The sequence below is a fragment of the Photobacterium kishitanii genome, assembly GCF_000613045.3.
Lineage (GTDB): Bacteria > Pseudomonadota > Gammaproteobacteria > Enterobacterales > Vibrionaceae > Photobacterium > Photobacterium kishitanii.
In genome coordinates this window covers 840,104-863,392 of the sequence record NZ_LN794353.1, presented here as the reverse complement: position 1 = coordinate 863,392, position 23,289 = coordinate 840,104, and the positions used below count along the sequence as shown (strand labels likewise).

The 23,289-nt window shown below is 40.7% G+C and carries 23 protein-coding genes; 5 read left to right on the top strand and 18 right to left on the bottom strand.

Features of this window, described 5'->3' with window-relative positions; translation table 11 throughout:
* Nucleotides 1-544: 544 nt before the first annotated feature.
* Nucleotides 545-688 (bottom strand): hypothetical protein, encoded by a 144-nt coding sequence (locus tag PPBDW_RS19225; protein ID WP_155521666.1) that lies wholly within the window; start codon nucleotides 686-688, stop codon nucleotides 545-547.
* A 248-nt stretch (nucleotides 689-936) separates the two neighbouring features.
* Here PPBDW_RS19225 and PPBDW_RS19220 point away from each other — a divergent pair, with 248 nt between their 5' ends.
* The 4 genes from PPBDW_RS19220 to PPBDW_RS19205 all read left to right on the top strand — a co-directional run bounded on the left by PPBDW_RS19220 (nucleotide 937) and on the right by PPBDW_RS19205 (nucleotide 6,309).
* Nucleotides 937-1,689 (top strand): helix-turn-helix domain-containing protein, encoded by a 753-nt coding sequence (locus PPBDW_RS19220; RefSeq protein ID WP_036791640.1) that lies wholly within the window; start codon nucleotides 937-939, stop codon nucleotides 1,687-1,689.
* Between the two features lie 227 nt (nucleotides 1,690-1,916).
* The gene (gene putA, locus PPBDW_RS19215; protein WP_036791637.1) at nucleotides 1,917-5,060 is read left to right on the top strand and encodes a bifunctional proline dehydrogenase/L-glutamate gamma-semialdehyde dehydrogenase PutA; all 3,144 of its coding nucleotides are present in this window, start codon (nucleotides 1,917-1,919) and stop codon (nucleotides 5,058-5,060) included.
* Between the two features lie 13 nt (nucleotides 5,061-5,073).
* On the top strand, nucleotides 5,074-5,769 hold the full coding sequence (locus PPBDW_RS19210; RefSeq protein ID WP_036791634.1) for an aldehyde dehydrogenase family protein: 696 nt from the start codon (nucleotides 5,074-5,076) through the stop codon (nucleotides 5,767-5,769).
* A gap of 174 nt (nucleotides 5,770-5,943) precedes the next feature.
* Entirely contained in the window at nucleotides 5,944-6,309 is a 366-nt protein-coding gene (locus PPBDW_RS19205) for a SpoIIAA family protein (protein WP_036791632.1), read from the top strand.
* Nucleotides 6,310-6,382: 73 nt separating this feature from the next.
* Here the strand turns inward: PPBDW_RS19205 and PPBDW_RS19200 are convergent, their stop codons facing one another.
* From PPBDW_RS19200 to PPBDW_RS19120, 17 genes are all read right to left on the bottom strand, one after another.
* Nucleotides 6,383-7,609: a beta-ketoacyl-ACP synthase gene (locus PPBDW_RS19200; protein ID WP_036791629.1), complete on the bottom strand. Its 1,227-nt coding sequence runs from the start codon at nucleotides 7,607-7,609 to the stop codon at nucleotides 6,383-6,385.
* Entirely contained in the window at nucleotides 7,606-8,331 is a 726-nt protein-coding gene (locus PPBDW_RS19195; RefSeq protein WP_036791627.1) for a 3-ketoacyl-ACP reductase FabG2, read from the bottom strand. The genes PPBDW_RS19200 and PPBDW_RS19195 overlap by 4 nt, the downstream gene beginning before the upstream one ends.
* Before the next feature lie 9 nt (nucleotides 8,332-8,340).
* Nucleotides 8,341-8,802 (bottom strand): hotdog family protein, encoded by a 462-nt coding sequence (locus tag PPBDW_RS19190; protein ID WP_036791624.1) that lies wholly within the window; start codon nucleotides 8,800-8,802, stop codon nucleotides 8,341-8,343.
* Nucleotides 8,795-10,024, bottom strand: coding sequence for a beta-ketoacyl-[acyl-carrier-protein] synthase family protein (locus tag PPBDW_RS19185; protein WP_036792956.1), 1,230 nt, complete (start codon nucleotides 10,022-10,024; stop codon nucleotides 8,795-8,797). Before PPBDW_RS19185 ends, PPBDW_RS19190 begins: the two co-directional genes overlap by 8 nt.
* A gap of 17 nt (nucleotides 10,025-10,041) precedes the next feature.
* Complete coding sequence (locus PPBDW_RS19180) at nucleotides 10,042-10,653, bottom strand: DUF3261 domain-containing protein (protein ID WP_243423030.1); 612 nt, start codon at nucleotides 10,651-10,653, stop codon at nucleotides 10,042-10,044.
* Nucleotide 10,654: 1 nt separating this feature from the next.
* Nucleotides 10,655-13,027 (bottom strand): MMPL family transporter, encoded by a 2,373-nt coding sequence (locus PPBDW_RS19175; RefSeq protein WP_036791621.1) that lies wholly within the window; start codon nucleotides 13,025-13,027, stop codon nucleotides 10,655-10,657.
* Nucleotides 13,011-13,697: an outer membrane lipoprotein carrier protein LolA gene (locus tag PPBDW_RS19170; RefSeq protein WP_045045296.1), complete on the bottom strand. Its 687-nt coding sequence runs from the start codon at nucleotides 13,695-13,697 to the stop codon at nucleotides 13,011-13,013. The genes PPBDW_RS19175 and PPBDW_RS19170 overlap by 17 nt, the downstream gene beginning before the upstream one ends.
* Entirely contained in the window at nucleotides 13,684-14,124 is a 441-nt protein-coding gene (locus PPBDW_RS19165) for an acyl-CoA thioesterase (protein ID WP_036791618.1), read from the bottom strand. The genes PPBDW_RS19170 and PPBDW_RS19165 overlap by 14 nt, the downstream gene beginning before the upstream one ends.
* 118 nt (nucleotides 14,125-14,242) lie before the next feature.
* Nucleotides 14,243-15,799, bottom strand: a complete 1,557-nt coding sequence (locus PPBDW_RS19160; protein WP_036791616.1) for an HAL/PAL/TAL family ammonia-lyase — start codon at nucleotides 15,797-15,799, stop codon at nucleotides 14,243-14,245.
* Nucleotides 15,789-17,477, bottom strand: coding sequence for a glycosyltransferase family 2 protein (locus PPBDW_RS19155; RefSeq protein ID WP_036791614.1), 1,689 nt, complete (start codon nucleotides 17,475-17,477; stop codon nucleotides 15,789-15,791). Before PPBDW_RS19155 ends, PPBDW_RS19160 begins: the two co-directional genes overlap by 11 nt.
* Nucleotides 17,474-17,845: an ApeI family dehydratase gene (locus PPBDW_RS19150; RefSeq protein ID WP_036791611.1), complete on the bottom strand. Its 372-nt coding sequence runs from the start codon at nucleotides 17,843-17,845 to the stop codon at nucleotides 17,474-17,476. The genes PPBDW_RS19155 and PPBDW_RS19150 overlap by 4 nt, the downstream gene beginning before the upstream one ends.
* A gap of 17 nt (nucleotides 17,846-17,862) precedes the next feature.
* Entirely contained in the window at nucleotides 17,863-19,260 is a 1,398-nt protein-coding gene (locus tag PPBDW_RS19145; protein ID WP_036791608.1) for an AMP-binding protein, read from the bottom strand.
* Nucleotides 19,261-19,297: 37 nt separating this feature from the next.
* Complete coding sequence (locus tag PPBDW_RS19140) at nucleotides 19,298-19,861, bottom strand: COG4648 family protein (RefSeq protein WP_036792953.1); 564 nt, start codon at nucleotides 19,859-19,861, stop codon at nucleotides 19,298-19,300.
* A gap of 5 nt (nucleotides 19,862-19,866) precedes the next feature.
* A complete protein-coding gene (locus tag PPBDW_RS19135) occupies nucleotides 19,867-20,124 on the bottom strand; it encodes an acyl carrier protein (RefSeq protein ID WP_036791606.1) in 258 nt (85 codons plus the stop codon).
* Between the two features lie 5 nt (nucleotides 20,125-20,129).
* Nucleotides 20,130-20,387 carry a phosphopantetheine-binding protein gene (locus PPBDW_RS19130; protein WP_036791603.1) on the bottom strand — a complete coding sequence of 86 codons (258 nt, stop codon included), beginning with the start codon at nucleotides 20,385-20,387 and terminating at the stop codon, nucleotides 20,130-20,132.
* 43 nt (nucleotides 20,388-20,430) lie between these two features.
* Complete coding sequence (locus tag PPBDW_RS19125) at nucleotides 20,431-21,213, bottom strand: lysophospholipid acyltransferase family protein (RefSeq protein WP_036791600.1); 783 nt, start codon at nucleotides 21,211-21,213, stop codon at nucleotides 20,431-20,433.
* On the bottom strand, nucleotides 21,210-21,947 hold the full coding sequence (locus PPBDW_RS19120) for a beta-ketoacyl synthase chain length factor (RefSeq protein WP_036791597.1): 738 nt from the start codon (nucleotides 21,945-21,947) through the stop codon (nucleotides 21,210-21,212). Before PPBDW_RS19120 ends, PPBDW_RS19125 begins: the two co-directional genes overlap by 4 nt.
* Nucleotides 21,948-22,204: 257 nt before the next feature.
* On the opposite strand from PPBDW_RS19120, the gene PPBDW_RS19115 reads away from it, so the two are divergent.
* The gene (locus PPBDW_RS19115) at nucleotides 22,205-23,272 is read left to right on the top strand and encodes a methyltransferase (protein WP_036791594.1); all 1,068 of its coding nucleotides are present in this window, start codon (nucleotides 22,205-22,207) and stop codon (nucleotides 23,270-23,272) included.
* Nucleotides 23,273-23,289: the final 17 nt, after the last annotated feature.

Sequence of the window (23,289 nt, the reverse complement as noted above, 5' to 3'; positions counted from 1 at the left end):
TAGTAGTGTCGATTGAGCGACAAAGATATAAAAATAACTTAAACAATAACAGTTTTAATTGGCTTAAAACTAAAAAATGTTGATGTCTGTTATATATAATGCCTATTTAAGAATTATTTTCTACAAATAAATTTATAATTGGAAAATATTAATCTTATTAGTTAATGTTTTATTATGAAAATAAAGCTAACGATATTTATAGGCATTAGTATTAATATAATTCAGCAGTTATATTGAGTTTATGGGTTATTTTTAATAGCGTGTTGAAAAATAATGGAATTAGTCGATTACTTGGTTTTATTTGTTATTTTTGACATTGATCACAGCTTAAAATTTGCCTATTCATGAATTATCTACCATAGTTTAATTAACCTGCACTGAGATATATTATCGAGCTTACGGAGGAAACAAGCTGTTTTCCATCTAACTCAGGGAGTCAGGTTCCGGTTGTTATTAGTAGACCTATTCAACCCGTTATTAATAACAATCAAGTTGCAATGCGTAACAGTAAGTGAAATACGTAAAAGCTTCTAAGATGACACTCTTAGTTGTTAACAATTTGGATAGCAATACCGTAAAACTCTTGCTTCTTCGTCAAAATATGGGTCCATACATAGTTATCGGACACGCCAAGCTCAACGTAATGAGTGACGAAGCGTAACAAACTTGATGTGCCATGTAAGTACATTGAGCGCAACATCCTAGCCGCACTGGTATAGTGCGGCTTTTTTATTGCCAAAATAGAATGTCTGGAATTTAAAAACAGTTCTAATTATTAATTTTTATTGTTGAAAATATTAGGATACTGATATTTAAGTATAATTTGCTGTTATCCACAAAAATAGTGGGTAACTATTCAGGGTTGATAAATTATGGTTGACTGTTTTTTTGCTCAAGTAAGGTAGTTATGCTGAGTTGGATAGAGGAAGAAAGGTGATGATGCAAGAGGATAAACAATTAGCTGTTGTTAGTTTGTCACAAACTGTTAGCTATCATCAAGTTGTTATTAGCTTGTCGGGACAATCAGAGTTTGATATTGATGGTGTCACTAATTTGATCTATCCAGGTCTTGGTTGTTTAGTCATGGCTAATTGTGAATATGCTTTTGTAGGTATTGGCGATAATGAGTTATTAGTCATTAACTTACCGCTAGTATTCAATGATAATAATGAAATTAAACAACGTATTTCGCAGTTATTTTCTCGCTCAGGATATTTTTATTTAGATAATCAGTCACAGCAATTGATTCAACTACTGATTACTGAAATGAAAGCAAATCCAACCGATGAACTGTTACAGCAAGCATGCATAATGACCTTACTGTGTGTACTGCAACGTCATCTCCAAATCCCCTATCGAGAGCGTCAGTCGCAACGCCTTAATATCGATGTCGTTGATAATTATATTCAGCACAATATCAATCATAAAATTACAGTTGCACAGTTAGCTGCCATCGTTTTCTTAGCCGAAAGTCAATTTTATGCCTTGTTTAAAACTCAAACCGGTAATACACCGCAGTGGTATATATTACAAAAACGACTTCAGTTAGCTAAGCAACTTCTGAGCGAGAGAAAGCTAACTGTCGCTCATATTGTACAAGCTTGTGGTTTTGCTGGTCAAAGTAGCTTTTCTCAGGCATTTCGACGGCTATATGGTATTCCTCCAGCGCGCTATCAGCGACAGCTTTAGGGGTATCTTTTGTTGTAGTTTACTTGCCCATAAACGTTAAAAGTTACTCCTAAATATAGGGCTGGATCTTATTTTGTTAATTATCGGAGTTTGACTACAAATATTTGGAGAAAATAGCAAGACGGTGATATCTCCTCAGCATAATATCTATCAGTAAACAACAATGTTGTAACATTTTCTTGGTAGATAATGTTTTTTATGGTGCAGATTATATTGAGGTATGTGCTATGTTCAATGCTGCTGATGTTCTTCAGTCTTCTTTTATTGAGCAGCCATTAGATCGGCTGTGGTCATTGATTTCCCCTAATTATGCAGTTGATGAATCACTGTGGTTGGCGCAGCTAATACCACTGGCAAAGCCTTCATTGCAAGAGCGTACTGATAGTGAGCAGCAAGCCATAGAATTAATTGCACGTGTTCGTGCTGATAAAAATGCGATTCAAATGATAGATGCATTGTTATTGGAATATAGCTTAGATACTAAAGAAGGTGTTTTGTTAATGTGCTTGGCTGAGGCACTGATGCGTATTCCTGATACAACGACAGCAGATGCTTTGATTCGCGATAAATTAAGTGTTGCAGATTGGAAATCTCATCTTAAAAATTCTGATTCATTATTTGTTAATGCATCAACATGGGGATTAATGCTAACGGGCAAGGTTGTGGCGTTAGAGACAGTGCGTAATGGATCTGCGTCTGATGTTATTAATCGACTCGTTAATAAAATGTCGGAGCCCGTGATCCGTCAAGCAATGCACCAAGCTATGAAAATAATGGGCCATCAGTTTGTATTGGGACGCAATATTGATGAGGCGATGATAAATGGTAAATCAAAGCGCGATCAAGGCCTTAGTTATTCATTTGATATGCTTGGTGAGGCTGCATTGACAACTGATGATGCCTGCAAGTATTACCAAGATTATATTACTGCCATTGTGGCGGTGGGAAAGGATCGCTATTTAACCACCAAAGGTGCAAATAATACTTCGTCAGATGCTACGATTTCGATAAAATTATCAGCACTACACCCGCGTTATGATGTCGCTAATGAGGCACGGGTATTAAGTGAAATGTATGACTCTTTATTGTCATTATTACATTGTGCACGAGAACATAATGTCGGCATTACTATTGATGCCGAAGAAGCCGATCGTTTAGAACTGTCGTTAAAATTATTTGAAAAATTATATCACTCCCCGCAACTACAAGGGTGGGGGCGATTTGGGCTGGTGGTCCAGGCTTACTCAAAACGAGCATTACCGGTACTCGCTTGGATAGCGGCATTAGCGAAAAAGCAAGGTGATGTGATTCCATTACGCTTAGTTAAAGGCGCATATTGGGACAGTGAGCTTAAAATTAGCCAGCAAGGTGGCTACAGTGGTTATCCGGTATTTACACGTAAAGAGGCAACGGATACCTCGTATTTAGCGTGTGCTCGTATGCTGTTATCACCCGCGTTAAATGGGGTTATTTATCCACAGTTCGCTACTCATAATGCACATACCGTTAGTGCTATTATTGCAATGTCACAGCATAATAATTTTGAGTTTCAACGCTTACATGGCATGGGGGACGCACTGTATAACCATGTGATGGCGATGAACAATGTGTCGGTGCGTATTTATGCGCCAGTGGGTAATCACAAAGATCTATTGCCTTATTTGGTACGACGGTTATTAGAAAACGGCGCTAATAGTTCTTTTGTGCACCGTTTAGTTGATGCCGACTGCCCAATTGAAGAGCTTATTGAACATCCTGTTGATACCTTGAGTAAGCGTCAAACATTACATAATAGTCATATCCCTTTACCCTCTGAAATCTTTGGGGATCAACGCCGTAATTCGATAGCAATTAATATTGACATTGAATCGCAATGGCAACCGTTTAATGCTGCAGTGACTGCATTTGCCGATCATCAATGGCATGCCGTTCCTTTACCTAACAATCTACCCAAGAGTGATGATACCGCGGAAATAATGACAGTTACGGCTCCTTATGATCGACGTGAAGTTGTGGGTACGGTAACTTTTGCCAATCAAGTTCAGATAGAGGCGGCAATATCACAGGCTGAAGATGCGTTTATTGATTGGTCGACAACGCCAGCTTCTGTCCGCTGTCGTTATTTATTGTCGCTTGCTGAAAATTTAGATCGTTATCAGCATGAATTAGTGGCGCTATGTCATCGAGAGGCCGGGAAAACCATTCAAGATGCTATTGATGAAATTCGTGAGGCAGTGGATTTTTGTCGTTATTACGCACAGCAAGCAACCGTTAATTTTGGTTCACCACAACGGATCACCAGTTACCACGGTATTGATCAGCAACTGCATTATCAAGGTCGTGGGGTTTTTGTTTGTATTAGTCCCTGGAATTTTCCATTAGCCATTTTTATAGGTCAAATTACCGCGGCATTAGCGGCGGGCAATACCGTTGTTACCAAGCCGGCCAAACAAACATCATTAATTGCTTATCGTGCGATTGAGTTGTTACTTGAAACTGGTATCCCTGCTGGGGTTATTCAACTGTTGCCGGGAGGTGGTGCGGATATTGGTCAGTACTTACTCTCTGACCAACGTATTGCTGGCGTGGTCTTTACCGGTTCGACACCAACTGCACAAACCATTAATCGTATGCTAGCGGCAAGAGAGTGCGCTCCTGTTCCCTTTATTGCTGAAACAGGGGGCCAAAATGCGATGATTGTTGATAGTACCGCGTTGCCAGAACAAGTGGTACGGGATGTGATTCGGTCAGCATTTGCATCGGCAGGTCAACGTTGCTCAGCATTACGAGTATTGTTCGTCCAGGTTGATATTGCAGATCGAGTGATAGCGTTAATTAAAGGTGCAATGGCTGAGCTTAGTGTCGGTCGTCCTGAGCTTCACAGCACTGACGTTGGACCGGTGATTGATACACAAGCTCGCAATAAGTTACTTGCTCATATTGAAATGTTAACAAAGCAAGCTAAGTTGATCACTCAAACCCCATTAGCGCCTGAGTGTCAGTGGGGGGATTTTGTGCCGCCAACGGTGATCGAAATTGACAATATTAATCTATTGCAGCAAGAACATTTTGGGCCGATTTTGCATGTGGTACGGTTTAAGGCGAGTGAGTTATATCAAATTATTGACCAAATAAACCAGACTGGATTTGGATTAACCATGGCGGTTCATAGTCGTAATGAGCGTACTTATCTTGCTATAGAGCAACATGCTCGTGTGGGGAACTGCTATATCAATCGTGATCAAGTTGGTGCTGCTGTCGGGGTACAACCTTTTGGGGGGCAAGGATTATCGGGTACGGGACCTAAAGCGGGTGGACCACACTATTTATATCGCTTTACTCAAGACTGTATAAAACCTATTAATCAATAACAAGGAGTCGTTTATGCTGCATCATGAGAAAAATTTGCAGGTATTAATCGATAATAGCGATATTGCAATGATAAGTTGGAATAAGCTTGGTTTTGATGAACGAGCCGCTATTTTGCTGCATTGGGCACAGCAATTGCCGATGAATATTGCAGCGATGGTGAACTTTCAATGTGCTAATGCTCTGCAATATGTTGCTAAACTTGAGTTAATGCCTGGCCCCACAGGTGAAACGAATGAGCTCTATTGCTGTGGGCGAGGTGTGTTTGTTGTTACGGCGTTAAAAGGTATGACTGAAGTCGCTATTGTGGGCCAATTAGTTGCCGCATTGGTCTGTGGTAATGCGGTATTATTGTGCATTGCAGATAAAAAGCAAGCAGAGAAGATCAAAATTCAGCTTGAACAATTAGGCTGTATTGCTGGTGTGATTACGGTAGTGAATATTTCCGATGTTGATGCATTAGTTACCCATCCTCAAACTGCAGGTGTTGCTTATTGTGGCGATCTTAATGGTGCCCAACAACTGGCGCGCCAGTTAGCACAAAGAGAAGGGGTGTTAGCTCAATTGGTTGCTGAGCTTGATGGAGAACAGGTCCCCGTTATCGGTAGTCAGCATTATTGCTTGCGGTTTATTACTGAGCGTACACGTACGATTAATATTACTGCCGTGGGCGGTAATGCAACTTTGTTAGAATTAGGTTGTGGTGAATAAAATATACTCTTTGTTAAGTCGGCGTTTACAAGCGTGATAACAGCTATTGTTGCAATGTGATATTGACTAAAGGTCTGTATTTAGTGGCTGAAGCAATGTTAATAAAAGCGCATAGTAACCAAAATATAAAGAGTAATAACGTCTCTTGATGTAATCTTGACTAAGGAATTTTATATGTTAACCATGATTGATATTGGCATTGATAACGCAGTAGCTTTTACATTATCGGGCAAAGTGACAGAAGATGATATGAAGCGTGTTTTGATGGATGCAGAAGCTAAAACCGTTGATCACGGTGGAATTGTCATTTATGAAGAAATTGAAAGTTTTTCTGGGATTGAGTTAGCAGCAATTGTTGAAGAATTAAAATATCTGGTTCATGCTGGCTTGAAGCATATTAAGCAAGTGGCTGTTGTTGCTGACGCGGGCTGGATTGAAAAAGTCGTTAAAGTTGAAGATGCTCTTTTCCGTAATATTGATATTCAATATTTTACCTTTGCTGAAAAGCCGCAAGCGATAACGTTCTTACAACAGCAATAAGTGATGCTGTATGCTAAAATTTCCCTTGGTATCAGTAGCGTGATTAACACCGCTATTGTACCAAGGGATATATTTATAAGCGTTTAAAAATTAATGAAGTGTTAATACCGCCAAAAGCAAAGTTATTACTCATGATGTAATCACAATCAATATTTCGTCCTTGGCCTTGAATATAATCAAGTTCACCACAGTGTGGATCTGGCGTCTCTAAATTCAATGTTGGGTTAAACCAGCCATTGTTCATCATTTCAATAGTCAGCCACGCTTCAATAGCACCACACGCCCCTAAAGTATGACCAAAATAACTTTTGAGGGTACTAATAGGGGTTTGATTACCAAAAATATTGGCTGTCGCTTGGCTTTCTGCAATATCACCTTTTTCTGTCGCAGTGCCATGAGCTGAAATATAGCCAATATCCTGTGGCTGTAACTGTGCTTGTTGCAATGCCATTGTCATGCATTGCTGCATCGTTTGTTGCTGAGGCTGGGTAATATGTGTTGCATCACAATTAGTCGCAAAGCCAACCACTTCCGCTAAAATAGTCGCGCCTCTATCTAACGCATGTTGATATTCCTCTAATACGAGTGAGCCTGCACCTTCACCAATCACTAATCCATCACGGTCAATATCATATGGACGTGGGGTTAATTTGGGGGTGTTATTTTTAAGGCTAGTAGCAAAAAGAGTATCAAACACCGCTGACTCTGTTGGACACAGTTCTTCAGCACCACCTGCCACCATGACGGTTTGATAACCATGCTTGATGGCCTCGTAGGCATAACCAATGGCTTGACTGCCGGAGGTACATGCGCTGCTCGTTGGGATCACTCGGCCACGTAAGCCAAAGAATAGGCCGACGTTAACTGCCGCGGTGTGTGGCATCATTTGTACATAAGTGGTTGCGGTAATTTCTTTGGTGGTTTTGTCGTTAAGCATCGCGCCAAATGCCCCAATAGCTGGCGTGCTACCTACAGATGAACCGTAAGCGATACCAGTGTTACCATTGGTAAGTACATCATGGCCTAACAAACCCGATTGGGTGAGTGCTTGTTCACTCGCGACTGTAGCGAGTTTTGATACACGCCCCATCGCACGCAGTTGCTTACGGGTATAATGCTTAGGCACATTAAAATTGCTAATTGGGGCTGCAAGCTTGGTATTTAAACCGTCATAGAGAGCGTAATCGTCCATATAGACCACCGCATTTTTGCCCTCACGCAATTTTTGTTCCACTGTTAGCCAATCTTGACCCAGAGCCGTTACTCCCCCCATGCCTGTGATTACAACGCGACGGTTCATACTAAACCTCCATTAATAGAAATCACTTGACGAGTAACATAAGCTGCAATATCGGACATTAAATAACTCACTAATCCAGCAACCTCTTGGGGATCACCCATGCGGCGCAAGGGGACTTGTGGTAGAGCATGCTGTTTAACATGTTCATCAACCATGCCGGTATCAATCAAACCAGGGGCGACACAGTTAACGGTAATTTTACGTTTAGCAAGTTCAAGTGCCAATGATTTTGATGCGCCAATAATACCCGCTTTGGCTGCACTGTAGTTGGTTTGACCACGATTGCCAGTAATGCCTGACACTGATGCTAGAGTAACAATACGTCCACCTTGGCGCAGTTGTACCATTGGCATGACACATGGGTGGAGTACATTATAAAAGCTATCAAGATTGGTATGAATAACGCCGTCCCACTCTTGTGCTGTCATGGCTGGAAAGGCGGTATCGCGAGTAATACCAGCATTACTAACTACGCCATAATAAGCACCATGTTCAGCAATATCTTGTTCAAGATGCTGGCGACATTGTTCGCGATTACTAATATCGAATTGAATGGTTCGGCCTTGGCCTCCGGCATTGATAATGGCAGCAAGAGTAGTTTCGGCACCTGCTTGATCACTCATGTAATGCACAGCAATGGTAAACCCATCTTGTGCAAGTTGGATAGCGATCGCTCGCCCAATTCCTTTACTAGCACCGGTTACAAGTACATGTCGAGTCATGAATTATTCCTATTTTTTAGTGGTAAGCAGGGTTGCTACTTTTTCTTCAGAGGGAAGATATGCATTGAGTTGACAGCTAGCAATCGTTTGTTGTTGACTGATAATTTGGCAACTAAAAACCGCCATATTATTATCTTGTATTAAACGCTCAGCATAAATATCAAGCACAACTCCCTGATTAAATTGTGACCATTCACTGTGATAACGGCGACAGCCGAGTAAAAAGCCAATCGGGGCAGGTTTGCCTTGTTGCCATGCATGATAACCCGCCCAAGCAGCAATTGTTTGTGCCATTAACTCAATACCTACATAGCCCGCAACACTCTGAGAATGGTTATCAAAAAAGAGGTTATCTGAACGGATTGTCACTTGGCAATGTACATTTTCCACATCAACACTGATCAGCTCATCAATTAATATCATTGGAGCGTCATGGGGCAGTAATTGTGCTAACGGTGGGATCTTAGTCATTAACATATCCAAAAATTAAACTGATGTTATTACCACCAAAAGCAAACGAGTTACTCAGTACTGCCGCTGTCGTTAATGGTAATGGCTGTTTTACGAGTGTGATTGGCAGCAACGGATCTTGGTGACCATCATTTATTTGTAATGGTAACGGTAACTGATAAGCAAGAATATACCAACAAATCGCAGCTTCCACGGCACTTGCTGCGCCGAGAGTATGACCCGTGAGTGGTTTGGTCGAGCTAACCGCGACCTCGGTGCCGAATACGCGTGCAATCGCTTTGGCTTCCATCGCATCGTTAAGTGGCGTCGCAGTGCCATGCGCATTAATGTAGCCAATATCATTAGGTTTTAACCCCGCATCAGCTAATGCATTTCGCATTGCAACTTCTGCGCCATTACCTTCAGGGTGAGGGGCTGAAATATGATAAGCATCAGAGCTATCTCCCCCCCCTAAAAAAGCAATTTGTGGTTGTGACGATGCTAGTTGGTTATTGGTTGTAGCAGGTGTGAGTGCTAACAACATAAATGCCGCTGCCTCACCGATATTAATCCCGTCACGATTGACACTAAATGGATTACACCGCTGAGAGGATAATGAATCTAAGCCATGAAATCCATTCAGCGTTAGTCTACACAATGTATCAGCACCACCAACAATAACTGCGTCTGCTAAGCCTGCTTTGAGGAGTCGTTTAGCCGATAAAAAGCTGCGTCCACTTGAAGAACAGGCCGTTGATATTGTGTAAACCAAGCCGGTTAAGCCAAAATAATCCGCAATAAATTGCCCTGTATTGGCGGGCTCTTGCTGATGATAATGGTAGTTTTCAGGTAAGTGACCTTGTTCTACAAGTTGTGCTAATGCTCGTTCACCATCACTGATGCCAGAGGTTGTTGTACCAATAATCACTGCAATACGATCATTACCAAACTGTTCAATAGCTTGCTGTATTTGAGGTGCGATTTGTTGTAATGCTGATAATGCCAGACGATTATTAGCGGTATTTTGGTGTGGATATTGGTGTTCATCTATCGCAGTTAATGGCGCAGTCGCTTGGCCAATGACAGTTTCACTACCGTCATTGAGCCAGCCCGATACCGTGCGCATATCAGGACTAAACCCTGCAACGAGTCGGTGCTGGATTTGTTCTGGGTTTGCACCTAAAGCAGAATGAAAACCACAGCCGCGGATATAGACTGGCGTTGTGGGTTGATTGTTTTTCATAAGATCTCGTGCTGACATTATTGACGCTGATATTGTAATGTTTTTATAGTGATTGTGTAATTAGGCTTGTGATTAACAAACGTAATGACTCCTTTTAGTTTATCTGCGTCTTGGTAATTAATATCGGCTACAACGACACCTTTATTGTCGACAAGTTGGCGATGGTTTGCAGTTTGTTTTAATTGCCAGCCGATCTGTTGTAATGGTTGCTGCCATGCCGATAGTGGCCACAGGGTGATCATCATATTGAACAGTACTTGTTTAGGTTCTGGCAGTGTTGAACCTAATCCTGGCATTACATACGTACTTAGCTGGTGGTTGGTATAATCTAAGCTAAGAATACGAGATCCCCATGATGAAAAACCAGCGAGCGCTAATGCCTGTGGTGTGACTTGTAACTGAACCGGTAGTTGATGGCTTGTTTGGTGCCACGTAGCTGTGATTAACTGACTGGCTGTTAATGAATAGCCTAATTGTGCCGGTGTCGGTAAAGTAACAAATGTGTGGCTCGCAATCTCAACTTGATTTGACTGTGGTTGGGATATTGTCGCGCAGCCAGAAATAAACACCGTTGTTAGTAATGCAATTAAGTAGCGATAATTACCGTTATTTATCATAAAACGAGACATATCATTTAACTCCTATGTTAGACGTTGCTGGGGATGATGGCGTCATGGCTAAAGGCGCTAATAGCCATGCAATAACAATCCCAGTCAGTACGGTAATACCAAAACTATGAATAGCTTGAGTAGCACTTAACGCTAATAATCCAAATGATAATACTGTCGTTAATGCTGATAAGGTAATGGCTAATAATGTTGAACGGCGGTGATGATTGTTATCAGTTGATTTTAATTCAGCAAAAAAGAGGCTGTAATCAATCCCAATCCCTAAGATTAATATCAGTGCCAGTAAATTAAACAGATTTAATGGCGTGCCACTAATACTGGTGATAGCAATGCCCGCACAACCGCCAATGAATGACGGTAGGATCATTTGCAATCCTTTTTTGATGCCATAACGCCATACTAATAACGCTAAAATAACCAGGGTTGCTGCAATTAATAACTCTGTTACTCGTTGGCGGTATTGTCCAAAAAGGTGCGATACTTCATCAGCTTTATTGAGGTAGCTTAACTGACTATCTTGTGCTGTGAATTGTTTAATTGCACTAAGCTGGTTTACACCAGATAACAAAATAACCGCCCCATAAATTTGTTCAGTGGGTGATTGATTAATTTTACCCAGCCAAGTGAAACGGAGTGGTTTTGATACTGGCGAAGCTAAATATTCGGCGATAGTTAATGGTTGAAACGTCGCTGTAAATTGTGGTGGCTGGCTTAATTTAATTTGTTGATCTAACGCGAGCCCTTGCTGTTGATATAATTGTTTAACTAATTCAAAGTTATGCTTTTGAGCTGCAATCGATGGTAGGTAATGGCCGATACTTTGGTAGCTATCAAGTTTGTGAGTAGCGACTAATGTATTCAGTTGCTGATCGACGGCAGCTAATTTAGTTAATAGATCCTGTGCTGTTTTTGCTTTAACTAGCAACATTTGCTGACCACTGCTTACGCCAGTAATGGCTTTTATGGTTGCTTCTTGTTGTTTGAGTTGCTGCGGCAATGCTTGAAGTTGGCGAATATCATCATCATAGTGAGTATGGTATAAGCCGAGAATAGAGGCGATTGCCAGTACTAATGGCACACTCCAACGAACGCTAGGTATATGCCATAGTTGTAGCCACGCATTGAGTAATTGATGGCAAGGTAATGGTCGTGGTGAGCAAGGTTTTGATGCCAAGCTTGGATACCAACAGACAACAGTTGCGTAAGCGGCAATTAAACCAATCGCTGAAAACAGCGATAATTGTTGTAGTCCAGGGAAAGGCGCAACTAACATCCCCAAATAGCCAATTAAGCTGGTAATTAGACCTAAGCTAATGGCCACAAAAATATGCTTGAGCCCTTGGTGTGGATCCCAATCTCTACCGGCTGCTAATCTATCGGTGAGATAGTGGAAGGCATAGTCAATCGAGACTCCGATCAAGCTAGCGCCAAACACTAAACTAAACAGGTGTACTTTGCCAAAAATGGCGACTGTACCAACAAATGCAGCAATTAAACCACAGCTAATTGACAGTAGAGCTAATGCTAATGGTAATGGACTGCGGTAGACAACCACTAATAAAACGATGATCCCTAATAACGATCCTAAACCGATAGTACTGATCTCTTTTTCTGCACTTTGAGTGCCGTGAGCCGCATAAAAAATCACGCCAGTATGTAAAATATCTACTTTTTCAGTCGGCGTAGAATACTGGTTGATGATCTGCTGTTGTAACGCATCAAGTGCAGGCAATTGGTGTTGTAATTTAACACTATAGGGTGAACCCGCGAGTTCAGCGGTAATTAATGCGTAATGACGTTGATGATATTCCGTGGTCAAAAAACCTTGATTGAGGCTGAAATGCCCGCTTTGTGCACTTAATTGCGTTAAATAGTCGCGAAATAATAAAAAGGGATCATGTTTAAGCTCGGCACCGGTAACTCCAGAGAAGGGATTATACAGCGCTTGTAATACTTGTGCTGTTTGTTGTTGCGGGTTATGTGCTAGCCGTTGTTGTTGTGCTGGGGTTAATAGCTGAAACCGTTTAGGGTAATACAGTTGTGCCCATGCTTGCTGCTGGCTATTGCTCATTTTTGCATCAATATTAGCAAACAATCCCAGTTGCGCCAGTTGATGGCTAAATTGTTCAGTTGCACTGATCATGGTCGCACTATTGGGGCTACCAACTAAAAACACCACCTTATTACTCATGCTGGTGGCGATATGATCAAATGCTTGTTGGGCAGCAGGATCTTGGTGATTTGCGGGTAATAACGCCAGAATATTGGTTTCGATAGGTAGTTGTTTATGCGCAGTGAGTTGGTAACCTAAACCAGCGACCAACAGCAACATAATCAACAGCCATAACTGGCTAAGTTTAGAATTTGAAAACACGTTGTTCTTCTGTGGTTAGTGTTGCTGGCGTCGTGCGTTGATGACTAAAAGTAATCACTGTTTTATCGCCACGAATTTCAGCCAATGTTAGATGATTGATGAACTTGCCACCTTGAAGTGTAATGCTAGTAAATACTTTATTTAATGGTGCTTGTTTAGGGATGAGTACTAATTGCCATTGATTGTCACTATTGCTAGCGTCGGAACTGTTGTTATCAGGGACTAATGTGGTCAGTTTTAAGGTAAATTGCTGATCTAATGCTGAAGTATCACCGTTAAAGAGTGCGAGAAATATATGGCTGAAATAAAACACCATTGGATTTTGAGCGGCCGAGATGATCTGTGGCGGTTGATTATCAAATTGCTGGCTAAGTTTATTGTTAGTGAGTACTAATGAGACCGCCATCGGAGCCGTTTGATGCCACCATAAGCCATTGTTTGCCGCAATTAAAAACTCACCATTAGATAGTAGTGGTTGGTTAAACATTGCCATGGTTCTCGTTTGACTAAAATCCCCTCGAACAACCTTGGTGGCAGAAAGCGTATGTTGGAGTTCACCTAAGGTCATCGCTTGCGTTGATAAACTGGTGATAGCTAATACGGTACACAGCAAGCTATTACGGCACCATTTAATGGCTGTCATTAATGCTGTTGACTCATTGTTTATCATGCCAAGCCTTTATTTTATCAGTGAAAACAGTGGGTGAAGCAAAACACATTTCGTGATTATCAATCCCGACAGCGACTTGCATTGTATAGCCTTTTGTCATTCGAACATTGGTTTTAGCATCATAGATAACATAATCAACTTTAAGTCGATTCTCCCATTCAGTGAGGGTTGCTGTGATACGAATACGGTGATCAAAAGGAATCGGTTTAACATATTTTACGCGCGTATCAATGATAGGCCACAAATAACCAGAGGCTTGCATATCACGATAACTATAATTAATTTTTTCCATCAATAGTCGGCGTACTTCTTCAAAAAAACGGAAGTAATTACCATGATAGATAACGCCCATTGGATCGGCATCTTGAAAGTGGGTCGTTAACGTCAGCTCGGCAGTCAGTAATGGTAAAGAAGGATCTTGGTTCATGAGTTACTCAATCATTGTCGAAGTTAAGACGATAAATAAATGCTAACAATAATCAGGTGGCCTTGCGATAAGGTCAAGGCCACGTAAGATCAAATAAGTGTTAACAGATCATTAGCGATCAATATAACGACCAATGTTGTTGTTGGATCTTGCTAATGAAATAACGTAAATCTTGTTCTAATGGACGATCTTCAATGACAAATTCAAAATCAGCCAGTACAGCTTGTTGCATAGCTTGTAACGCTGGGCTGATATTAATATCTATAAGTTGATGATCACGTTTACGTAACTCAATGGCTTGAGTTGCTGCTAATAGTGACGCTGCGGTGACTTGCTCGGTGAGTTGTAATACGCGTATACAGTCGCGAGATGCGATGGTTCCCATGCTGACTTTATCTTGGTTATGGCACTCAGTTGAGCGTGAGAATACACTTGCGGGCATGGTGTGTTTCAACGCTTCTGCTGTCCATGCTGAAATACCAATTTGAACCGCTTTAAAACCATGGTTTATTGGTTTACGTTCACCTGTCGCACCCGTTAAATTAAATGGCAGTCCGTTATTGAACTTATAATCCATCAATTGCGCCATCTGGCGATCTAACAGATCGGCTATGTTGGCAACGGCTGTTTTTAGGGTATCCATTGCCATTGCAATATGACCACCATAAAAGTGTCCGCCGTGCAGTACGCGCTCATTATCACCATCAATAATAGGATTATCATTGGCGCTATTGAGTTCATTCTCGATCATTTGGCGTAGCCACGGCAGACTATCTTGTAGTACACCAATAACATGCGGTGCGCAGCGTAGTGAATAACGATCTTGTAAGCGATCACTATTACGTGGTGGACGCTCAGCTTGGAGATCCGAACGCAGCCAGCTGGCAATTTGTTGTTGTCCTGGGTGCGGTTTTACGGCAAATAACGCTTCATCAAAATGGAATGCATTGCCTTGAATACCCACCGATACCATTGCCGTAATTTTAGTGGCTAATTGGGCTAAATATTCTGCGCGTTTATAAGCAATACATGCCAATGCCGTCATAACCGAGGTACCGTTCATCAGTGCTAAGCCTTCTTTTGGCTTGAGTTTGATAGGTTCGATACCGAGCTCTTTAAAAACATCAGCGGTTGGTCGAATTTGACCTTGATAAATAACTTCGCGTTCGCCTATTAGTGTTGCTGCAAGATAAGACAATGGCGTTAAATCACCACTGGCACCAACAGAGCCTTCTTGAGGAATACGTGGGCTAATATCGTGATTGATCAGGGTGACGATTTGGTTGAGTAGCGGATGGCTAACACCAGATACACCCTGGGACAGTGAGCATAGTCGAGTTGCCAGCACTGCACGTGCTTGTTGACGATCAAGATCTTCACCTAAACCACAGCCATGAAAACGGGTAAGATTTAGGGGAAGATCATCGACAAGGTGGGTTGGAATTGCAACGGTACATGAATCACCGTAACCCGTTGTTACTCCATAAATAACCCCTTCTTCTTTTAATAATCGTTCCAGAAAGGCGACCCCGCGATCTATTTTACTGGTAAACGCAGCATCGGTGTTCATTTCTGCTGTTGCCCCATTGCTGATTGCGACTACATCTTCAATGGTAAGTCGTTCAGCGCCAAAGCGAATAGTTTGTTGGGGGATTGTATTTGCGTTATTTATCATCTTTTTTTCCACTGAGCTGCCAAAAGTTAAAAAAGTTATACCATTGTAATGGCGCTTGTAGCGTGTAGTGCTCAAGGCGAGTCGCATAGTGTTCAACCACAGCTTGGAGTGCGGCATTACGAGTGGCGCGTGGTAAAATTATTTGTTCACTAAAAGCTTCAAAATATACATTAAAATGAGGTTGGGGTTGGCTGTCATCACGCAGACCAAATAATAGATAAACTGGCGTCTTAAGTATTGCTGCGAGTATAAAAGGGCCTTGCGGAAAGGGGGCTGCTTGTCCAAGAAAATTAGCCCAGCTGACGCGAGTTTCATTAGCAACAGAAGTTCGATCGCCAACGATGACGACCCACTCTCCACGCTCAATTTTTTGCTGGAGTATAATCGCTGTATCGGCACCAAGTTGATTAACATGGATCAGATTTAGGTTAGCGCTAGGATTAATTGTTTTCATGACATTATTAAAACGTGCAGCGTGCTCGGTAAAAACTAATGCATTAATTTTAATATTTTTATGTCGTTGGCTTAAAGCTCGGCATAATTCAAGGTTACCTAAATGGGAGCCGAGAATGACCACACCTTGTTTACTCGCAACGATATTATCAAAGTGATGTTGACCATGAATGGTGAGATTATTGGCGTTATAATCACCTTTCCATGCCGCGAGCTTATCAAGGGTTGTATGACCAAATGATAATAAATGTTGATAGCTAGAAAGATCATTTGGTAATTGAAGTTGCTGTTGCTCGGCATAATGCTGTAATTGTTGTAAATACTGCTCTGAAGCATGGCGAGCTGTTTTACTGGTTAAATAATAATAGCCGATCACCACTTTCAAGAACCCATTAACGACGTTTCGACCTAATAAAGTATAGATAGCTAATAAGATTTTTATACCTAAAATAGTACCGCGCTCACCTCGGCTTGACCAGTGCTGTGAACGATATTGATGCCGTTTTAGTAATTGAGGAATACGGGGTAACATACCGCAGAATAACTTGGTATGCATCCAACTGATTTTGATATTATCCCATACAGCATCAAAATGAGAAATTCCATTTTCAGGGTAAATAACCTTAGTATCAATAAACCGAATCGAGCCATTATTCCAATAGAAATACACCATAATTTCAGTGTCAAATTCCATTCGTTGACCTAAATGATGTTGTTTTAGAATGGGTATTATTGGTTCAATAGGGTAGCAACGAAAGCCACACATACTGTCTTTAATCTCAAATGAGAGTGTTTCAATCCATACCCAAAAATGGGTGATATAACGACCGTATAAGCGTGATTTAGGCACCGAATTATCGTAAATAGGTTTGCCTGAAATCAGTGCTGTTGGGTGCTGATTAGCCGTGGTGAGCAAATCATTAACGGCAGTTAAGTCATGTTGCCCATCAGCATCTATTTGGATTGCGTGGCTATAATTATGTTGATGAGCATATTGTATTGCAGCTATTACTGCACCGCCTTTGCCCTTATTTTGAGGGAGGGTAATAACCGTGACATTATTACGCAGTGCCTGTTGCGTCAGGATATCTTTGGTCGATTGATTACTGCCATCGTCAATAATGATGATTGGATGAGTAAAAGTTTGTAATCCATCAATGATAGCCGGTACGGTATTACCATGGTTATAACAAGGAATAATAAAACATGGATGAAACCAACTCATGCTTTGTTCCCCATATTGATCTTGCCTGAAGAATGGATAACTGTTTCATTTGCTGGTGTTACAGAGCTGAAATTAAACTGTAATTTTTGTTTTTCAGCGACCCAGTCTAATGTCAGGACGATAGTGCTATTGGGTAAAATAGGTTGTTGGAATTTGATCACATCCATTCCACCAAATTCTGGTGGCATATCATTAAAATAATGACGCGCAAAATGTACTGCCCAATCAATTTGACTGACGCCAGGTAAAAGGGCAAAGGTTTGAAAATGTCCCTTGAAATCATCTAATCCATCATCGGCACATAAAGTAATAACCGCATGATGATCAACAATATGGCTGTTGAGTAAGGTTGGCATTGGTCTGTTCATTGGTCGTTATTACTTCATTAGTTGTGGTCATTAAATAGGTTTTCAAGATCGCACATCAGGCGCTTCCCTTGACTATTTAATGGAATAGCTGCAATTGGGCGAAAGCGTCGAGGAATAGCAATTGGCTCTATCCATTGACGTAACTGTTGGCGTAATAATAGCCAAAACTGTCCTTTTCCTACTCGCTCTAGTTGCTCTGTACCTTGGGCTGTTAGGGTGATCACTGCGGCGATTTGTAATCGTTGCTGTCGTTCTAATGGCAATACTGCCGCTTCATCAATCCACGCTAACTGGCATAAGCGTCGTTCGATTTCAGTTAACGATATGCGTTTTTCTTCTATTTTAATGATTCGATCGGTACGGCCTTTGAGTTCAAAATAATGATCATCAATTAATAGGCAGTGATCACAAGTTTGATACCACTGATTAGGATCAACAAAGGGAGAACGAATTTTTAAACATTGTTCGACATTAACCGCGATTTTAACCACATCAAATCGTAGCCACGGTGTCGTAGATTGCTGTTGTTGGCGATAACCAATCCCACCCGTTTCGGTACTACCAAAGACTTCAAACGGCAGTGCGCCTAAGAATTGCTGGCAATGTTGCGCGGCGGCAAATGGTAATGGGCCACCAGATGAAAAAATGGCGTTATAAGGAGTAGAAGTAACGCTATTATTGAGGCGTTTTAGTAGTGCTGGACTACTGATTAAAATGTTACTTGTTGAGGCTTGGGCTTGCACCTGTTCCGGATAGTCGAGATTAAAACAATCAAAACTACGACCACAGCACAACGGCCATAATACGCGAAATAATAATCCATAAATATGTTGGTGCGATACGGTACTGCAAATATGGTTGTGTTGTAACTGTTGTCCCCAGATTGCTTCAAGTTGGGCGATTTCATTATCGAGTAAATCAAGGGTTTTTATAATCGCCTTGGGTGTGCCACTAGAACCTGATGTGAACAGGGTTAATTCAATATCAGCCAGTATTAATATTGGGAACACTGCTTTTGAGGTTAACGCTTGATGCTGGTGGATCAAGGGGCTTAGGTTGATGGTTACTAACGATGCTGGAATTTGAGTATCAGTATCGTGCAATAACACATCAAAATGCGGGCTTAATTCAGCCAGTGCTGCAGGTTGATGATTACTCGGTAAAATCAATTTTTTATTAGCGTGAATAACAGCCATAAAAGCAACGGCAAAGATGTAACTGTCTTTACAGCAAATGGCAAAGCGTTGTTGCTTAGTTAGCGCTATTTGTTGGCTTAAACTAAAAACATGCGCTTGAAACTGAGGCCATGAGTGCAGTGTTGTACCATTAATGGCCACATTATTGAGATGATGAGTAGGGCGCTGCATTAAGGTTGATAATGATGTTAAAGCAGAAGGGAATATAGCTGTATGCATAGCCGTTCTCTAGTTTTTTATGAAAGTTAGTGCTTACTTATTGGGTGTTTTTATTGCGATACCATTGTCGGCATAACCATTCGATACCAAATAAGCTTCCCGCTAATATATAGCTGATAAAGCCATTGTATAATGTCCATATATGCAGTGGCATAAAACAAGTTATTAATGCAATAGTGCCATTGATAATAAAAAACACACACCATATTTTAGTGACATTACGGGTATAGCTTACGCCACTTGCAGGTAAATCAGGTTCTTGTATACGTGCTAAACGCTCAATTAAACTTTGCTGTTGCCATAAGCTGCTACTAAATAGCCCTAGCATTAAGATATTGACAATAACTGGGTAGTATAATAATAACCCTTGTTGGCGAAATAATGATCCCAATGTAACTAAGGCTATTCCAGCGCCACCGCTTAACCAACCAATATACTTTAGTTCTTTAAGTTGCGTCTGCTTTGCTGCAATGATCCGTACAATGAAAAATACTGTCAGCAAAGCACCTACAGTTGCTAATCCCCAGCGACTAATGCCGTAATAAACGGCGACAGGGTAGGCGATCAGTGCTAAGGCTGACAATATTGTTAGCAGACGCATTATCATTATTCAGCCTTGAGCAAATCAGCAACTGCGATAACGACATCATCAACGGTGCGTACATTTTTAAATTCATCGGGCTGAATTTTTTTGCCAGTGAGGTTTTGTAAGCGTACAACAAGGTCAACAGCATCAATACTATCAAGATCAAGATCTTGATAGAGGTTTGATTCTAAATGGATATCCTCAGCATCAAGTTCAAATAGCTCGACTAAAAGTGCTTGGACTTGATGAAAAATTTGGTCGTTATTAATTTGAGTCATAATAATTACGCTTTGTTCTGTGAGATATAATGAGCAAGGTTAGCGATTGATGCGAAGTGTTGACGGGTATTAGTGTCATCAGCATCAATAACAATATTGTATGTTTTCTTGATTGCCAGTCCAAGTTCTAAGGCATCAATAGAATCTAACCCTAGACCATCGTTAAAAAGCGGTGCGTCGGTATCGATATCCTCAACAGTAATATCTTCTAAATTTAACACATCGATAATTAACGTTTTTAATTCTGTATGTAGTTGTTCCATGTTACCTGCTTGTATTAAGGGTTAACGACAGTATAAATGTAGCTCAAACGTCTGTTGGAAAAAGAGTACTGGCTAAATGTTTATTGAGTTGTCGAGCCGCAGTTGTTGGCGAGCTATGTTCTTTTAAATACGACTCTATACTAATTTTGTTTTTTATTTCAATTAAGAAAAAAGGCTTTTTATCGGGTACTTGATACCATTTTTGCTCTTTGGTTAAAAAGCTCGGTGATACTGTTATATGAACGACACGAATATTAACCTGACTGCGAATGGCTATTTGTGCCGCTCCACGCTGCAACTTTGGTGTTTTAGTCGCCGTTGTACGTGTTCCTTCTGGAAATATCAGTAATACATTACCTTGTTGTAGGCGTTGGTTACAGCTTTCTAATAGTGATTCAGGATCGCGATTGGGAATATAACCAGCAGCTTTAACAATACCTTTAATAAAGGGATTTCGCCAAATAGAAGCTTTAACAAGACAATCACATTGTGGCAATTGTGAAGCTATAAGGACATAGTCAATTAGACTAGGATGATTAGCAACAATTAAACTGTGTCTGTCTTCTTTAAGCGCGATCAAATTGTCAAAGCGATAATCAATCACTTTTAAAAATCGCATTGTGCGACAGAAAAAATTAAAAGTACGTTGAATGGTGCTTTGTACTTTGATTTCTCGTTGCTGGTGATTGGGTGTAAGTAGTGATATTAGCGGAAATATCATGAACGTCAGCAAAAGGGCGCCTAAACCAAAAAGGCTGAAGCATCCTGCGGTTGCGATAATACGCCAGCTCTTATTGAGTCGCTGTGCTATTGAGAGTGTACTCATGATTGATATCGCCACTGCCACTGTTGGTGTTGAGCATTAATTGACCATCGATTATCTTTATTGGCAAGGTGCTTAATTATCGTTAGTGTCTGTGGATAACAACTAACACTATGCTGAGGTTCATTGGTTAATTTTAAGGTCGGTCGCCAACTTAATTGGCAGTTATTCCCATTAGATATCACCATTGCAAGCGCGAAACTTGGGTATTGGTACTGTTCAAATTGTTGATATTCAATCGGTAATGGTTGATCAAAATCGACCATAAGTACCCGATGATGTGGATATTGGTTGAGATAACAAGCAACTTCAATTAGTGCCATATGGAGATTATTTTCCCCGCCAGCTAATGAGGTAACTGCAATGGGTTGTTTGGCTACAATAGTATATAAACCAGCCGCAGTATTATGGACCGATTGTGAAAAAGCAATCGGTGAAGCATCATCACCATTAATAATATCTTTGATTAGCTTGACGGTACGGTGTAATTCGCCATGTCGACTTGAAAAAACAATATAGTCGATATTATTTGATGCTGTAATCATCAGCGCCGTTTGGAGTGCCAATTTACTGAGAGGGCTCATGCGACGGCGCATCATTGGTGGTATTTTATCTGCTACTGGTGGCTGAGGATCAATTAATTGTGGGTTTTTAGCCCAAGTCTGCCAATCTTGTTGGGTTGTTAAACCCGGTGCAAGGGCAACCCAATGGTCAATATTGAAGTGAATTGTATTCATAGGCTCCACACAAACAACTAAATAATCAGAGTACTTACAAAATTAATATAAACATTAATAAAGTTTATCATTAAATCAATCAGATAACTGTGTAATTTATAATCATCAATTAAATCTTTTTATTTTAATTGATGATTTTGTTTTGGTTGCTGATATCTGTGTAATTATCGATATTGTTTGTTTTTAAACAGTACATCTTGATAGTAGCTCGTTAGAATAGCGATCTTATTTTATCTCTCCCTATTAATAGGTGCAGTGTGACTCGTTTTACTACAGATCCATTCAATGCATTAGCGGCGAAAACGGAAGCTCAGAAATTAGCTTTTTCGCCGGTTATTTTTCATACCGCTCGAACTTTGCGTGATTTAAAAATATTACAAGTATTGGATGATGCAGGTAAAAAAGGACTTAATGCTGAACAAATTGCAGCAGTTACTAATGTGTCGGAATATGGTGTTAAAGTTTTACTTGATATGGCATTAAGTGCATATATTGTTACTTGGCACCAGGATAAATATTGTTTAGCTAATCTTGGATATTTTTTATTACATGATGGTATGACGAATGCGAACATGGATTTTACTGCGGATGTTTGTTATGCCGCAATGATGCATTTAACGGAATCAATTCAACAAGGTAAGCCGGCAGGGCTTAAAGAACTCGGTGATTGGCCAACTATATATCAGGGTTTATCACAATTGCCACCACAGGCGAAACAAAGTTGGTTTGCATTCGACCATTTTTATTCGGATCGTTCATTTCCGCTATTATTAGACAAAGTGTTTACTCACCAACCACTACGAATTTTTGATATTGGTGGTAATACGGGTAAATGGGCATTGCAATGTTGTCAGCATAACCATGATGTTGAAGTGACAATTATTGATCTACCACAGCAGATTGCAGTTGCAACTGTCAATGCAGAGCAGGCTGGATTTTCTGATCGGATTAAAGGCTATCCGATGGATATGCTTGATCGTGATCAAGCTTTTCCACAAGGTGCTGATGTGTGGTGGATGAGTCAATTTCTAGATTGTTTTTCTCCAATGGAAATTCTAAGTATTTTACGTCGTGTAAGACAAGCCATGAGCCTAAATGCCAAAGTGTATATTTTAGAATTATTTTGGGATACTCAACGTTATGAGGCTGCGTCTTATTGTTTAAATGCAACATCGCTATATTTTACCTGTTTAGCGAATGGCAATAGTCGTTTTTATCGTAGTGAAGATTTTTTAGAACTTGTAACAGAAGCGGGCTTTATTATTGTTGAGCGTGAGGATGATATCGGCTTAGGCCATACATTACTCACGTTGCAAGCTGGATAAAATGTAACGTAAGGATA